At 63.0% G+C, this 15,516-nt stretch carries 14 protein-coding genes and 1 pseudogene; 6 read left to right on the top strand and 9 right to left on the bottom strand.

From position 1 onward, the window contains the following. Both AB0H61_RS14605 and AB0H61_RS14610 read left to right on the top strand, forming a co-directional pair. A pseudogene (locus AB0H61_RS14605) lies at positions 1 to 607 on the top strand (hypothetical protein); the annotation flags it as partial. 27 nt (positions 608 to 634) lie between these two features. Further along, complete coding sequence (locus AB0H61_RS14610; RefSeq protein WP_357303687.1) at positions 635 to 1,090, top strand: hypothetical protein; 456 nt, start codon at positions 635 to 637, stop codon at positions 1,088 to 1,090. Positions 1,091 to 1,245: 155 nt separating this feature from the next. On the opposite strand, the gene AB0H61_RS14615 is transcribed toward AB0H61_RS14610, so the two are convergent. From AB0H61_RS14615 to AB0H61_RS14630, 4 genes are read right to left on the bottom strand one after another with little or no spacing between them, the layout of a single operon-like run. Beyond that, on the bottom strand, positions 1,246 to 1,797 hold the full coding sequence (locus AB0H61_RS14615) for a hypothetical protein (protein ID WP_357303690.1): 552 nt from the start codon (positions 1,795 to 1,797) through the stop codon (positions 1,246 to 1,248). Beyond that, entirely contained in the window at positions 1,794 to 2,399 is a 606-nt protein-coding gene (locus AB0H61_RS14620; RefSeq protein WP_357303693.1) for a hypothetical protein, read from the bottom strand. Before AB0H61_RS14620 ends, AB0H61_RS14615 begins: the two co-directional genes overlap by 4 nt. 34 nt (positions 2,400 to 2,433) lie before the next feature. Then, on the bottom strand, positions 2,434 to 3,696 hold the full coding sequence (locus tag AB0H61_RS14625; protein ID WP_357303695.1) for a hypothetical protein: 1,263 nt from the start codon (positions 3,694 to 3,696) through the stop codon (positions 2,434 to 2,436). 26 nt (positions 3,697 to 3,722) lie between these two features. Continuing rightward, complete coding sequence (locus tag AB0H61_RS14630) at positions 3,723 to 4,046, bottom strand: hypothetical protein (protein ID WP_357303698.1); 324 nt, start codon at positions 4,044 to 4,046, stop codon at positions 3,723 to 3,725. A gap of 746 nt (positions 4,047 to 4,792) precedes the next feature. On the opposite strand from AB0H61_RS14630, the gene AB0H61_RS14635 reads away from it, so the two are divergent. After that, on the top strand, positions 4,793 to 7,801 hold the full coding sequence (locus tag AB0H61_RS14635) for a Helicase associated domain protein (RefSeq protein ID WP_357303701.1): 3,009 nt from the start codon (positions 4,793 to 4,795) through the stop codon (positions 7,799 to 7,801). Between the two features lie 157 nt (positions 7,802 to 7,958). Here the strand turns inward: AB0H61_RS14635 and AB0H61_RS14640 are convergent, their stop codons facing one another. After that, the gene (locus AB0H61_RS14640) at positions 7,959 to 8,732 is read right to left on the bottom strand and encodes an ESX secretion-associated protein EspG (protein WP_357303704.1); all 774 of its coding nucleotides are present in this window, start codon (positions 8,730 to 8,732) and stop codon (positions 7,959 to 7,961) included. Between the two features lie 42 nt (positions 8,733 to 8,774). Here AB0H61_RS14640 and AB0H61_RS14645 point away from each other — a divergent pair, with 42 nt between their 5' ends. Next, the gene (locus AB0H61_RS14645; RefSeq protein WP_357303706.1) at positions 8,775 to 8,948 is read left to right on the top strand and encodes a hypothetical protein; all 174 of its coding nucleotides are present in this window, start codon (positions 8,775 to 8,777) and stop codon (positions 8,946 to 8,948) included. Between the two features lie 977 nt (positions 8,949 to 9,925). On the opposite strand, the gene AB0H61_RS14650 is transcribed toward AB0H61_RS14645, so the two are convergent. Continuing rightward, a complete protein-coding gene (locus AB0H61_RS14650) occupies positions 9,926 to 10,921 on the bottom strand; it encodes a WYL domain-containing protein (protein WP_357303709.1) in 996 nt (331 codons plus the stop codon). Between the two features lie 96 nt (positions 10,922 to 11,017). On the opposite strand from AB0H61_RS14650, the gene AB0H61_RS14655 reads away from it, so the two are divergent. Then, a complete protein-coding gene (locus AB0H61_RS14655) occupies positions 11,018 to 11,440 on the top strand; it encodes a VOC family protein (RefSeq protein ID WP_357303712.1) in 423 nt (140 codons plus the stop codon). Positions 11,441 to 11,815: 375 nt separating this feature from the next. Next, complete coding sequence (locus AB0H61_RS14660; RefSeq protein ID WP_357303715.1) at positions 11,816 to 13,759, top strand: glycoside hydrolase family 15 protein; 1,944 nt, start codon at positions 11,816 to 11,818, stop codon at positions 13,757 to 13,759. Between the two features lie 102 nt (positions 13,760 to 13,861). On the opposite strand, the gene AB0H61_RS14665 is transcribed toward AB0H61_RS14660, so the two are convergent. The 3 genes from AB0H61_RS14665 to AB0H61_RS14675 all read right to left on the bottom strand — a co-directional run bounded on the left by AB0H61_RS14665 (position 13,862) and on the right by AB0H61_RS14675 (position 15,360). Further along, positions 13,862 to 14,215, bottom strand: a complete 354-nt coding sequence (locus AB0H61_RS14665) for a hypothetical protein (protein ID WP_357303717.1) — start codon at positions 14,213 to 14,215, stop codon at positions 13,862 to 13,864. A gap of 15 nt (positions 14,216 to 14,230) precedes the next feature. After that, complete coding sequence (locus AB0H61_RS14670; RefSeq protein ID WP_357303720.1) at positions 14,231 to 14,872, bottom strand: MspA family porin; 642 nt, start codon at positions 14,870 to 14,872, stop codon at positions 14,231 to 14,233. A gap of 350 nt (positions 14,873 to 15,222) precedes the next feature. Next, a complete protein-coding gene (locus tag AB0H61_RS14675; protein ID WP_357303723.1) occupies positions 15,223 to 15,360 on the bottom strand; it encodes a hypothetical protein in 138 nt (45 codons plus the stop codon). Positions 15,361 to 15,516: the final 156 nt, after the last annotated feature.

The raw sequence follows: 15,516 nt of genomic DNA on the forward strand, positions 1-15,516 counted from the left end.
CGGCACTCCGACGTCGGGAACGCCGTCGACCGGGACTCCGACCAGCAGTACCCCGTCGTCCTCGGATACAGCGCTCTCCGGCCTGGCTTCCACGCTGGCAACTTCGCTGCAAACGGCGGCGAGTTCCCTGGCCACAGCCGCCACGACCGGCGTATCCACGCTGACCACTGCCATCACCGAAGCCATCGAAGACCTGTCGGGTGATGACAAGAAGGAAGACGACAAGAAAGACGACGACAAGAAGGAAGACGACAAGAAGGACGAGAGCAAGAAGGCCGCCACCTTCGAGTTGAACGGCAAGAAATACTCGCTCGAGGTTGGTGCGGACGGCCAGCCGAAGTTGACGGAGACCGGCGCGGACGGCAACAAACATGAATACAGCGTGAAGCTGGACGCGAACGGCAATCCAACCATCGTCGACAACGAGAAGAAGGAAGAAAAGCCCGCCGCTGACCAGTCGGCGCCGGGGACGAGCACCGGCATTCCGGCCACGGGGACGCCCGCGCCTGTCAAGAAGCCGGAGGAGAAGCCGACAGCGGGCGAGCCGGCGAAAGTTGTGAATGCCCCCGATACGGGTGCGGAACTGGCCGAGGCCGGGCCGCTATGAACCAGCTGAGCGAGGAGTGAAGGCGCTGTGGATTACACGTACGAATTCCAGTGCATCGTTGAAGAGCATCGGCGGGGAGTCATGCAGCTTCGCGACGAGTTCGAAGAGCTCCAGCGCAGCATGCGCGGACATAATGGCCACGAGTTGGCGGCTGCTATTGAGGCCAAGCAGGAAGAGCGGGCTCGACTCGAAGCCGAGGAAAATGCTCGACTCGAAGCCGAGGAGGATGAACGGCAGGCTGCGGAGCGCGCTCAACGGGAGCGCGTCGAGGCGGAGGCTCGCGCACAGCGCGAAGCCAAGGAACGCGAAGCCATTGCGCGCTCCATAGCCGCCCGACAGGCCAGCGCGGAAGTTCTACCGATCAACGAAGCGATAGCTCGCTCCAGAGCAGCCCGAAAAGTCAACGACTACGTCGTACCCACCGACGACGATGATTACGACCCAGACCTCGGGTATCGCGGACCTGACATCTGGCGCCGCTAGCAAGCTCAGTTCCGTCGCCCAGGGCCGCCCGGCGACGGAGTCACCGGACCGAAATCTCTGGACTCATACAGATCGTCGCGCCGAGCCTGACACGGAGGTATTGGCCTCACCGAGGCGGAAGCCAATACTTCCGACGACTCGCCCGAATCAACGGCTCACTCGGACGCCTGACGAGGCTGGCGACCGCCGTCGGCATATGCGTACCGTGGTTGACCGCCGCCGATAGATGAGACCACTCCACGCTTCAACGGGTCCCCCGCAAACCATGCGGTGGTAGTGCTGCCGTTGACTACCGTTCCGAGTTGGTGGGCCCAGCTGCTGACTATTAGTTTCGAGACAGGAACGCCATTGCTGTCCAACAGCACTACCCATTCGAACCGGCCGTTGGTTTCGTAGGCGATTTGCCAGACTTCCCAGGGGTGCGAACGCAGAATTTTACGGACACGACCCTTGAGCCACGCCATGCACGCTCCGAGAATACCCAAACAGAAAACCACCACACAGACCATCATGCCAAACCCGGCAGCCTTCTTGATAGCCTCACTGTGACCGGGGTCTGTCAGGTTTATGGATATGACACAGGCTGGCATGCTGATTATGCCGGCAACAAATGCCATCCATGGTAATGCGGTGCCCTTGTTTGCCGCTTCCTGCGTTGCCGGGACGGAAATGGCAGGCTGTCTCGGGTTGTTCATCGCAAGCCTCACAAATTCAGCGAAGACGGTCGGAATTCCAGCTGCCGATTAGCGCCCGGTTCGATCTGGATCGACCGCGCCATATCCACGATCATCTTTCTGAACTGGGGCCCGTGCTCGACGAAGGGAGTGGACAGCTCGATGGCGGCGAATGCATCCCCGTCGGCTGTGGGCACAATTGCTTCGAGCTGATAGGTCTCGGTTTCGGTGCTGGCAACGGATGCGCCGGGAAGCTGCGGCGTCGGAAGTTCTGATATCTTCTCTGCGAATAGCATCGACCGTCCATCTATCTGCAGGACCTCGGTCTGGCCGCTTTCTCTCGCCTCGCCGCGGGAATCAACGATTTCCTTCAGAAGAAGCCGGGGATTCATCTTGTTTGCGCCGAGATCGCAAACGCTGACTGTCAGGCATGAAGTTATCAGACTGCCATCCAAGGATAGATGGTAGCCAACTCCACAATAGCAAGCACCCTTTGCGGCTAATTCTGCGAAAAGTACGCCTATCGCGGGTAATACTGTTTGAGCGAGGCGCTTCGTGTCCGAGGATTCCATTTCGTCAACCAGAGAATCCATCAATACCATACGGCTTTCGATGTCGGTCAGCGGCATGGCCATATATCCATTGGGAATCCACACATTAACTGTCACTTCAGCTACCGCCCATGACCTCTCCGATACCGAACAAGCCTAGGCCAGCCTTTGCCGCACGCGAAACGGTCTCGATACCAGCCGCTGTGGTACCTGTCGAAAACTTGCTGGCCTCGCCCAATTCCGACAAGATAACCTTGCCTTCACCAGGCAAGATGGATGTACCTATCTTGGGTATATTGGTCGTCAAACCCCAGTCGGCGATTTTGGACACGATGCCCGGCCCTCCCGCTCCCTCGGCGAACGCCGAAATAAAGCTACCTCCACCCTTCGCTGCCAAGCCACCCTTGATCAGTCCGCCAGCGCCGGGTATAACGGCGAGGGAATCGACACCAACTGTTCCGAGCAGCTTCTTGGCCGCACCTAGATCCTCGGAATTCCAGTCACCATCCATGAGATTGGAGAAGGAGTTACGGACGTCCGCATCCAAAAAGTTCATAGCCAGCGCGCCCGCACCGGCGATCAGGGCTATGCCGCCGAAGATGGCGCTGACCGGTGGCGGAGTCAGCAGTGCAATAAGTCCCGTAACTGCCGAGATGCCAGCCAATACATCATGAATCTGATCCTTGTGATCCTTGATCCATTGGCCGATGCTTTTGATGCCATCAACCAGAGTGTCCCAAATGCTTTTATCGGGTGCGCTGGGCGCGGCTTTGGCGGCCGTCTCCAGTTCGCTGGCAATCCGTTTGGCAAGGTTGGTGTGTGTTTCTTCCAGATCCCGTGCCCGCTGGATGATCGAGTTGATCTTTCCTTGCCATTCGTCAACGGCGGTGCTTGCCGTTCGTACCTGCGCAGTCGCGGCATCGAGACGTGTCTGTGCGGCCTGCAACTCGGCTTGATCGGTAAAGAAGACGTTCGCAAGCTTCAGATCCGGGTTTGCCTGGGCTCGCTCGAGTGTTGCGGATGCCTGCGTGTGCTGGTTGCGGGCCTCGGCCGCCTCGGCTTCCAACGCTTTGGCGGTCTCCTGGAAGCTGACCAGGTTGGTATGCCACTCATCGATCAGGCCGACAGCTTTCTCGAGCGATGCCTGTGCCAGACCGAGGTCTTGTGCAAGCGTGGCATCGAAATTTGCTCTGAAGGCATTGCCGGCGTCCCCTTTCCACACGTCGTCGTTGCTGTTCCTCAGACGAGTGAGAAGTTGGTTGGTTTCCTTCACGCCGTCGTAGGCCGAGTTGACCTGTCCACGCAGCCCCGCCACGTCGGTGGGAGTTCCCGGTACCGGATTGAAACCCAGGTTGGGGTACGGATTCGAATTCTGGCTCACGCCGCGTCCTAAGTCGTTGGGTTCGGTTACTGCGGTTGCGACTGGCTGTCGACAGTGGCCTTCGCCTGCTCGAGTGCTTTCGCGAACTGCTCGTCCAGCTGTTTGTAGGCGTCACAAGCCGCTGAGATACCGTCGCCTGTCACCTTCGCTGATTCGCCGATGCGCTCGATCCCGAACTTCCAGCTCTGCTGGAATGTGTCGGTTGCGTTGTTGAGCACTGTCGTACCGATGTCCCCATGGCCACCCTTCGCCATCGCCTTCATGGCGTCACTGAGTACATGCTCGGCGTTGCGCAGAGACTGAACGGCCTTATCCAACACATCGATGTCTACGCTGAGTATCTCTGCCAACTCGTTGAACCTTCCTATCGCTGGTCGTTGTTGGTGTGCACACCGCAAACGTCGGCGCGGTGGCTGGAATCCTGCCCACTTGATGATTAGACGCGCCGTGCCCTGAACCGGTTCCATCACCTGGGATGAAAATCCTTGCGAGGGTGGGCGATTGTGTTCTCGCCCGGCCGATTCGCCAGCGATGTCGGTAGATTGGAGTCAGGTCCTGCCGGTGGACGAGCGCGGGGCGCTGACTGGCGGGTTTGTACAGGGACAGGGCGTTTACGAGGCGTGGATATGTGCGCGGATCGGCACGGATGTGGGCGGATCGGCCCGCGATCCCCATTGCTGGAAGCCTCGATCAAGGCCGTCGCTTCATGAGCATTCCGGACGCCGAGGATGCGATATTTGCGCGATGAGCCAGGGGTAGTGGCGGATCTGGCTGTTCCACTGAGGATTCGACACGAAGATCGGCGGTGGTGATGGTGTTGAAGCCACGCTGGATCTGGTCCATAGCGTCGGCAGAATAGCTTCGGCGCACTTTCTTGCGGTGTGCTTCGCACGTGAATGCCCCCACCCCCCAGCGTATACGCCGGATCCGTTCAGTCGATCGTTGTGCCGAGATCGTGAGCACACCGTATCAAGGGCGCAGAACTGAGAGTCCTCGAGGCTCTTGCGTCATCGGTAGGTGCCACAGTTGGACCTGACGCCGCCGAGCGGTTTAGCCTTCTTTGGTTCCAGCTCGAGATCGACGGGGAGGGCCAGGCGTGGTGGAGCACAGTTTGTGGCGCCATCAGGTCGAGGCAGTCGAGCAGGTGTGCGGGGAGCTCGAGGAGCGGGGCCGCGCAACGGCTGTTGCAGCGTGCGGTACAGGCAAGACCGTGATCGGTGCGGAGTGTTCGCTGCGGCTGGTCCCGGACGGGCGGGTACTGGTCTTGGTGCCGACCTTGGAGCTGCTGGCGCAGACTGCTCTCTCGTACGCCGCACATCTGGATGTGGCGGCAGGGGTGATTGTCGCGGTGTGCAGTGATCGCCATGCCACCGACGCTGCAACCAAGGTTCGGGCCGAATTGAGCTATCTCCATACCCCGGTGACCACCGACCCCGAACAGCTCGCCGAGGCGGTTGCCACTCGGCCGGGTCGGGTGACGGTGTTCGCCACCTACGCCAGCGTGCCAGTGCTGACAGCGGCACACGCCGACCATCAGCTCGGTTCGTGGGATCTCATCGTGATCGATGAGGCACACCGCACCGCCGGGTTGAAGGGGACGTGGGCCCGAGTACACGAGAACCGGTGGCTACCCGCAACACGCAGGCTGTATTTGACGGCGACGCCGCGGATCATGACTGTAGGCGGTGTCGACACGGTTTCGATGGATGACCCGAAGGTGTTTGGGCCGCAGGTGTTTCATCTTCCGTTCGCGACCGCGATCGACTCAGGGTTGCTCGCTGATTATCGGGTCGCAGTGGTGACAGTCTCCGACGCCGAGGTTGCGGAACTTACCGCCGGTGAGCGCCTCGTGAACATGAATGGGCGCGCGGTGCCTGCTCGGACGTTGGCGATGCAGATTGCGCTGGCCAAAGCGGTTCGTGACTACCAGTTGCGGCGGGTGATCACCTATCACGGGCGAGTTGCGGCGGCGGAGAAGTTCGCGACTGGACTTCGGGCAACGATCAGCGCTCTGCCCGACGACCAGCGTCCAGGCTGGCCGGTGTATGCGACGTGGGTCAGCGGCGAGATGACTGTCCGGCATCGCAGTCGGGTGTTGGAGCGGTTGCAAAATCCAGGTGATGCGACGGTGGTGGTGTCGAACGCGCGGGTACTGGCGGAGGGGGTTGATGTGCCGGCGTTGGACGCGGTGATGTTCGCCGATCCACGGGATTCCGCGACGGACGTGGTGCAAGCGGTCGGACGTGCGCTCCGCCGTGGCGACGATACGGGCAAGATCGCCACGATCATTGTCCCGATCTTTCTTACCGAAGGCGAAAACCCCGCAACAGCTTTGGACGGGTCGGAGTTCGACACAGTATGGCGAGTGGTGCGAGCCTTGCGAGCGCACGACGAACGCATCGCCGACTACCTTGACCAACGACGCCAAAACCGGTTGCGCCGCACAGATGACCGCCCCGTCGCCGAGCCGCCAGCGGAGTGGCTGCACGTCAACAGCACGCCCGCCAGAGTCGGTGACGAGTTCTGCGAGTCGATCATGGTGCGCACTGTGGAAGCCACAACGTCATCGTGGTGGGAGAGCTACGGCGCACTCCTCGAGTACCACGCCGAGCATGGTCATGCCGACATTCCCACCACATACCGGACCAGTGAGGGGCGACCCCTGGGGCAATGGCTTTCGGCGAGCCGCAACAGCTACCGCGCCGGAACTCTGCCTGCTGACCGAGCCGCCAGACTGGCCGCACTCGGCGTCCGTTGGGAGCGCCGACGACCCGGACACCGGCGCTGGCACAATTGGCCTCAACGTCTCCAAGATCTCAGGGAATTCGTCCGCATCCACGGGCACGCGAACCCACCCAAAACCTACGTCACCCCTAATGGGTACCGGTCCTTAGCGAGTTTCGTCCTGCAGTGCCGTCGCGGCTATCACCGTGGGGAACTGACAGACATCCAGATCGCCGACCTCCGCGCACTCGGCGTCGATCTCAGCCCGCAACCCACTGGCCGACGCAGACGCGAGCGCTGGTCGGTTGGCCTGGCCCACCTGACTGAATTCGTCCGAGAGCATGGGCATGCCCGTGTTCTCGCCGATTACCGAACTCCCGACGGATTCGCGCTAGGGGACTGGCTGAAGGCCATCCGCACCTACCACCGAAATGACCGGCTCACCGCCGCTGAAATCAACCAGCTCACTGAGCTGGAAGTGCCCCTGAATCCCTACCCGCTCAGGGGATTCGAGCGCGGCATTGCCGAGCTCAGTGCCTACCGCCAGCGGCACGGCACAGCTGAAGTGCCCCACACTTACATCACCGGCGACGGCTATCAACTCGGCCCCTGGCTGGCTGCCCAACGCCGCCGACACCGGGACGGCAGACTCCCCGACGAGCAAATCCAGCAGTTACATGTGTTAGGTGTTGATCCAGCCAACCGCCGGCGCCGCGACCCCAAGCACGACTCCCAGTGGGAGGACAACCTCGCCGCCGCTCGCGCATTCCATACTCAACACGGCCACCTCGACATTCCCAGCACATACCGCTCCCCAGACGGCCGTTACCTCGGCAAATGGCTACAGCACTGCCGAAGCAACTTCGATGATGGCACCCTCCGACCCGAACGGATCCAACAACTCGAAACGCTCGGCATCACATGGCGGCCATTCGACACCCAATTCCAACGTGGACTCGACGCACTCCGCTTCTACCGCTCCGAGAACGGCCATGTGGACGTGCCAGGTAAATACGTCACTGCAGACGGGTTCCGTCTCGGTCGCTGGCTGATGTCTCGCCGCGGGGAGCGGACCAGCGGGCGACTGAGCTCCGAGCGTGAACAGCAGCTTACCGACCTCGGTGTCGACTGGAATCCTCAGCAGACCAGGTGGAACGCTGCACTCGACGCACTCAGTGCCTACCGGAACGAGAACGGAACGGCTAACGTTCCCCGGACCTACAGCACCCCCGACGGTTTCCACCTAGGGAGCTGGCTCAACAGCCGCCGCAGAGAACACCGCCACGGAACCCTTTCGACCGAAGTTCGCAATGACCTCGTCCGTCTCGGCGTTGACCTCGAGCCTCGCCAGAACGATCAGCTCACCAGACGAACTGACTAGGACGGACTCTGCCGCACTGGACGTCAGCCACCGATCCGGCACACCCAGATGTGGCGGGTGGTCGCACTTGTCGCGGCCCGCCGGACCCAGGTCGTGCATACGACTGCAGACCTCGAGGTTTTGCGTCCGGTCAGAACGTCAGCGCACGACCTGCGCGTTAGTACCAGGCGTCTGCTTCTCGTGCGCGGAGCTGTTGCATGGCTTGGTCCATCCAGCTCGCGAAGGTGGCAGTGAGGTCTTGCGGTGTGCCGGGTCGGATGTCGAGGTATGTGTGGTCGCGGTGTTCGACGTAGCGGCCATCGCCTGTGATGTCGTACCACTGCAGGGCGCGGTGGCGGTTGGGTTGGGCATGGAAGGTGCCGAGGCGAAGAATCGCTTGGCCTCCGCCGTCCGCGGGGCGGCGGGCCAGGCGGTCGAAGCGCTCACGCGAGCTGTTGCGGGCGTTGTCGACCTTGTAACCGGTGCTGGGTTTGAGCTCGTCGACGTGGAATGTGGCCCGAGGTTGGGACCCTGGTTTGCAGGGTGGGAGGGCGCCGGCGAGAGCGGCCGGCAGTTGATCGGGGTCCACGAGGCGGGCATGGATGTCGCCGAACTCGTCGTGGGTGCCGGTTTGGTGCAGCAGTGCGGCGTAGTGGGCGTTGCGGGCGCCGACCATACGGCGATGTTTGGGTGTCTTGCCGTCACTGCCTTTGTAAGAGACTGTGCTGCAGATAATTTCGAAACGCATATCGCAAGACGCGACGGTATGGACGAGCAAGTCGATGCGTGTGCGTTCCTCACCGCGGTAGCCGGCGCGGACGGCGGATTGGTGGGCTTCGAGTTCGTCGAGGGTGGCGAAGCGGCTGCGGTAACGCAGCGGCGAGGGCATCCGATCGTTTCCTTCGTTGAACCAGAGAGCGGCGAAGGTATCGAGGTCCCAAGTCCAGGCCATGCGGGTGAAATCCGTTCCGGTAGTGCGAAGTTCGGGGTATCGATGGATCAGTGTCCGAGTGTCGTGCGTCAGCTCGTCGCCGAACTCGGCCCTGACCTGTCATTCCTCGACGACCCACCGACCGTCACCGTGGATACACCGATCGATGCCCCCGACATCAGCAGCGCACACGCGTTCGCCCGCATGGCCACCCCCACTTCCTATGAACTGCCATGATCGTCCCTGGCGACTATAACCGACCGTTCCCCCTAGCCCGCAACATGACGACGGCATCGACACACCCGCCCCGGGGTTGGCGCGAGACGTTCGGTCACGACGGCTGGTACGAATCGGCCAGTTCACAACATCCTCTGCGAACCCCGCTGGACCGCGAGTCGTCGCCGACCAGCCAGCGTCCTCCATATCGGCACCGAACGTGGGCGGACATCTCAGCGATGGAGCTTCGCCACCTGAGGAGCCATACGTGTGCGAACTCGAAAACTGCTGCACCGCAGCGCATTAGGCAACATCGCCATGAACATCGGGCGATAGTATATAAATTGCGTGGCTCTGGAACGGGCCCCCCGTGGGGCTTCGTGGCCGAAGTCGGCGCGTACGCAATGGCTTTCATATAGAAGCTTCAGGTCAACGCGTTTGACAAACCGAACGAGGCCAGAGAGGGTGGTCGCGTCCGCCCGGTAGGCGGCGGCTACGCGACTGGGGGGTATATGTCGATTCCATAGAAGAGCATGCTGTCCGTGTCGGCGGCCAACGCGCGCCGTATGAAATGTATCTGCGGAGCAAAGACTGGGCGGATGTTCGGGATGGTGCTCTTGGGGTCAAGCAAGCGCTCGATCCCAACAATGTTGAGGCACTTCGAAAATGGGAAGGTGCGGCGCGAACCTCATACATGCAGACATGCGCGAGCCAGAGTGGCGCTGCGGCAACATTTTCTGAGATCGCGGAGAAGGCTAGGAGCGCAATGATGGATGCCGCGGTGGGAGGCCTCGCGTTTTATGTCGGAATACTTGCGATTTGTGGCAATTTCCTTCTCGGTCTAGCCAGGGCGATCGGTGAGCTGATCTGTGGCGTTGGAGCAGGTATCAGTATCGCTGATATTGCAGCGAATTCCGGATTGACCACGGCAGCGATCTGGACCGCAGTCGCGGCGCTGGGGACCTTCCTCGGAGTGGACCGTGGTCGACGCACGTTGCTCATTGGTTCGGCGGGTGCGTCGCCGTGGCATTGGCGTAGCGGCGGGCCAGGTGCGCGAAGGCGGCTTCGAGTTCGTGCGGACCGATGATCTCGATGTCGGCGTCGAACCTGCCGATGGCGGTGGCCAGGCCGGGCCATGACCATGAACCGAGGGTGACGCGGCAGCGGTCCGGGCCGAGTTCCTCGACGACCCCGTCGCGGATGTACGGCGCCACTGCGGCGGCGGGGAGGTGCAGGATCACCTCGCCACGGCAGGGCCAGTCACCGGTGCCGTCGGAACCGTGGAACCTGCTGGTCACGAAGGCGGCCACGTCGCCTCCGGGTAACTCGCGGGGGACGAACGCAGGGCCCGTGGGGGTCCGTGGAGTGATCCGGTCGGCGCGGTAGGTGCGCCAGTCGGCGCGGTCGAGGTCGAAGGCGACGAGGTACCAGCGCCCGCCCCGGGTGACGAGGTGGTGGGGCTCCACCCGGCGTGGAGGGGCCGGGGTGCCGTCGTCGTCCGCCTCCGGACGGGAGGCGGACGGGTAGTCGAAGCGCAGCACTTCGCGGGCACGGATGGCGGCACTCAGCGCAATCAGCACGCCGCTGTCGGCCTGCGGCGCCGATGGCTGCGCGACGGCGATCACCTGGAGGGCGTCGATGCGGTGGCGTAGCCGTGCGGGCATGACCTGCCTGACCGTATTCAGCGCGCGCATCGCGTCCTCCTCGATTCCGGCGCCGGCGGTCGTGGCGATCTGGAGTGCCACGGCCAGGGCGACGGCCTGCTCGTCGTCGAACAACAGCGGCGGCAGTGCCGTGCCCGCGCCGAGCCGGTACCCCCCGTCGGGGCCTTTGATGGCCGCGATGGGATAGCCCAGCTCGCGTAGGCGGTCGACATCGCGGCGCACGGTGCGCGGGCTGACCCGCAGCCGCTCGGCCAACAGCGCCCCCGGCCAGTCGCGGCGCGCCTGCAATAGCGACAGCAGCGACAGCAGTCTCGCTGAGGTCTTCGGCATATTTCTCATACTGCCCGAAGAAGAGGACACATCCTGGCCACTTCCCCTGCGACTGTTGCGTATGTCAGACATCAGTTCGAAGGTAAGGACCAGACCTTGTCGGTTACGACCACAACCCACCTGAACTTCCGCGGCGACGCGCGCTCGGCGCTGGAGTTCTATCAATCCGTGCTCGGTGGCGACCTCGCCGCCGTCACCTACAAGGACGCCGGGAACGTCCAGGAGGAGTCGGAGGCCGACCACGTGATGTGGGGTCAGGTGCTCGCCGAGAACGGCTTCCACGTCATGGCCTACGACGTGCCGGCGCGGATGGCCTACGACCAGGGTGAGAACTCGTTCTTCGTCTCCTTGCGTGGCGAGACCGTCGAAGAGATCACCGGCTATTGGGACGGGCTCTGCGACGGGGGGACAGTCGTGATCCCGATGGGCCCGGCCGGTTGGGCGCCCGCCTACGGGATGGTGCGGGACCGCTTCGGCGTCGTCTGGGTGCTGGACGTCGTGGGCGAACAAAACGCGTAGGACAGTGTGATCGCCACGCCGCTTCTCCCGGACCCGACTGGCCGTCGGAGTCGGTGCGACCGGCGTGGCGTCGCCGAGGTGGGCCGATCCATTTCCGCCGAGTCTCCGCGGTCATTTCCACACGGGCCGAGACTGCTCGGCCGCGGTCGAATGGGTCTCGCGGTACCGACGACCCGACAGCAACCGTCGCGGCCCGCGAGACCGAGGCCGGTCCGGCGGGCCACGTGTCCGCCGGGCTTGCCGATATCACCGACAAGGTGGTGGGCTAGTGGAAGCGCCATATCACTCACGTCCTGATACCGATCGCAGTCTGGTCGAGAAAGAAGGCGGGTTCGCCGGGCCAGCTGCCAGCGCCGAGATGACGATGGAGCAAACATGGACGAGATCGAACGCACGCCGCGGCTCACCGCGTTCCCGCGCATCGACGACTATGGCTTTATCTCCGACTGTGAGGTCACCGCACTGATCGCCCCCAGCGGAGCCATCGAGTGGATGTGTCTACCCCGGATGGACTCCCCGAGTGTTTTCGCGGCGATACTGGATCGTTCCGCCGGGTCGTTCCGGTTCGCCCCCGCCGACTTCATGGTGCCCACCGATCGCCGCTACATCCCTGGCACGATGGTCATGGAGACGAGCTGGCGCAGCGGCGAAGGGTGGGCGACGGTGCGCGATGTGCTGCTGGTCGGGCCCTGGCGGCACCAGACACCCGGTCGCAGCGCCCATCGCCGGGCCCCCACCGACTACGACGCCGAGCACATTCTGCTGCGGACCGTGCGCTGTGAGACCGGACAGATCCAGTTCGGGCTCGATTGCCAGCCGGCTTTCGGCTATGGCGCGCATCGCGCTCGTTGGGAGTACCTCGACAGCTACCACCTCGCGCAGGCCAGTGCCGACGGGGTCGACCTGCGGCTGACGTTGAGCACCGACATGCGCTTGGGGCTGGAAGGTACGCACGCCGTCGCCCGCACTCTGCTGAAGACGGGCGACACACGCTTCTGCGCGCTCTCCTGGGGGAGTCGCGATGCCCCCCGTGCCTTCGGCGAGGCCGATGAACGGCTGCAACGGACGATCCACCATTGGCGGCACTGGCTGGCCAACGGGCGATTTCCGAACCATCCGTGGACAGCCCAGCTCACCCGCAGCGCCCTGACCCTCAAGGGCCTGACCTTCGCCCCCACCGGCGCCATCGCTGCCGCCGCCACCACTTCGTTGCCCGAAACCCCAGGCGGAGAACGCAATTGGGACTACCGCTACTCATGGATCCGCGACTCCGCCTTCGCGCTGTGGGGCCTGTACACACTGGGCTTCAGCTGGGAGGCGAACGACTTCTTCTCGTACATCCTCGACTTGGCCGAAGAAGCCCGGGACATGCAGATCGTGTACGGCATCGGCGGCGAAACCGACCTCACCGAGCAAACCCTCCCGCACCTGCGCGGCTACGACAATGCCGGCCCCGTTCGCATCGGCAACGGCGCATACCGGCAACGCCAGCACGATGTGTGGGGTGCGGCGCTGGATTCGGTCTACCTCTACGCCCGCCACCAAGATCAAATCGACGCACGGGCCTGGCCCATGCTGGGCCGGGCGGTCAAAAGTGCCCTCACCGCCTGGCGCGATCCCGACCACGGCATCTGGGAAGTTCGCGGGAAGCCGCAACACTTCACCTCCAGCAAAGTCATGTGCTGGGTTGCCGCCGATCGCGGCGCTCGGCTGGCCCGCATCCACCAGGACCTCGAACGTGCGCATCGCTGGCAAGAGGCCGCCAACGAAATCCATGCCGACATATGCACGCATGCGGTCGACTCTCGGGGGGTGTTCACCCAGTATTACGGCGGCACGGCGCTGGACGCCTCGACCCTGCTCATCCCATTGGTTCGTTTCCTGCCCCCCGACGACGACCGGGTACGCAACACCGTGTTGGCCGTTGCCGACGAGCTGACCGAGGACGGCCTCGTCTTGCGCTACCGCGTCGGTGAAACCGACGATGGATTCGCCGGGGAGGAAGGCGCTTTCACGATCTGCTCGTTCTGGCTGGTCTCGGCGCTGTCGGAGATCGGCGAAAAGAAGCGGGCCAAACAGCTGTGCGAGAAACTGCTCGGCTACGCCAGCCCCCTAGGCCTCTACGCCGAAGAGATCGACCCCCGAACCGGCCGGCACTGGGGCAACTATCCGCAGGCGTTCACCCACCTCGCCCTGATCAACGCCGTGATGCACGTTATCCAGGACGAACAAGCCATACTGCGGCAGGCACTCGGCGGGGAATCGATCGCCCCACGACTGGACGATGCGCCATTCACGCTGGGATACATCCATCGCTAACGGGCCCGAGCACCGACGTCGCCCTCCACGCCAACCCACCTACGTCGATACGCCGTACGTCTACCACTGCCGTACCAGGTCGGTGCCGGGCTCCGTTCCTGGCTAGGGCGCCCAGGGCGCCTCGGGCACGTCGGTACCACCGGGCTCCTGCGCCAGACTGGGCAGGACACCGTTGGCCCCACCGGGTCGACGCTTGGTGGACGTCGGAGGGGTGGTGATTCCCGCCGGTGGCACCAGGGCCTGGCCACTGCGTGGAGGTGGTCCCGTGGTCGGTGGCGCTGTCGTAGTCGGCCCGCCGCCGCCGGTAGACGACGGCGTGGAGGTGGGCAGACCGGGGACACCCTGTGTGGGCCCTTGGTCGGAATTCGGGCCCGGTGCGGCCGAGACCGTGGTGATCGTGAGTCCCGAGAATACGGCCGCGGCTGCAGCCATCAGAGTGATTTGCTGCTTGTTCACCTGAGCCTCCGGCTGCTAGATGGGGAACGTGTCGCCATAGACGGTGGTTCCGTCCTTGACGACCTTGGAATCGATGATCACGCTGCTGTACGCGCGGACCTGGGCGGGTCCGAGGCAGCCATCGATATTCATATGCGCTTCCCTGATCTGGAGCACGCCTTCCGTTGCCTCTAGGTTCTTCTGTGCCAACGGATATGCCTTGATCTGCCCCGGTGAGATGGACGCCTGGATGCTCGGGGTCACGGCCGCATTCAGTGCGCCTTTGGGCACTACCGGGATCGGGAAGCCGGGCTCGATACTTGCCTGCGGGCCGATTTGGGCCTGCAGTCCAGCGGTGACGCTGTTGAGATCGGCGAAGCAGCCGATGATATACCCCACCTGGACCTGCACCCCCTTGAGCGCGGACCCCTTTCCGTCCAGTGTCACGACCGCACGCATTCCGCCGTAGCCTTCACGAGAGGTGCCGGTCATATTGGTGGTGGGAACACGATTCCATTCCTCGTTCTCCAGGCGGAGCTTAAGCTTCCAGCCGTCCTCGGTGGTGATCGTCCGTTCATGTGGAGCGAATGTCAAAACCTCGGCATGAGCCACTGCCGGAAATCCGACGCATGCCGCGGCGGCCAGCGCCGACCCCGCTAATACTGTATTTACCTTCATCAGGTTCCCCATTCCTTCGTCGCGCACACCGAATGAGCGCGGGACTGCTGTTACTGATCCGCGTCAGAAAGGATCTGTCGGCCCTCGTCGCGAACGCGCGAGGGAATCGTGCCGCCCCATCTGACAACAATTTAGATGTCGGCCAGACGTATACGGATCCCCAATGTGATGCATGACACACTGAAGGCTGGTTAACCTCAAACCTGGTGCTAGCCTCGCACTTTCGTGCGGCCGGTGGGCTGCCCCTGGTTGGTTTCTGCCTCGGTTGCGAGCAGTCGGGAAACCGGTTGTAGGTGCCGATCGGCCTTTTCGAACGTCGGTGTGAGCCAGCCGAGATCGAAGTGGCAGCGTTATCCGTTGTGAAAATCTCGGAGATCTGCGTTGGCGAGCTCGGCGCGAATCTTCCACTTCGTGCGGTCGTGGAGCTGGATCTGCATTCTGCTCCACAAGGATTCGATCAACGGTTTGTCGCCGTCGATGGTGCCCATCGAGCCGATCGAACCCGCCTCGGTGATATGGCGGCTGAACGCCCAGGATATGAACTGGGCGGATTCAACTGGTTGTCGTTACGAGGCAGCCGACCCCGAACACGAACCGCTGCAACCGGATAAGTCGACGGTTCACCCGGCCACACGGCCGTGTTG

The organism is Nocardia sp. NPDC050710 (assembly GCF_040654375.1).
In the GTDB taxonomy this organism is placed as follows: Bacteria; Actinomycetota; Actinomycetes; order Mycobacteriales; family Mycobacteriaceae; genus Nocardia.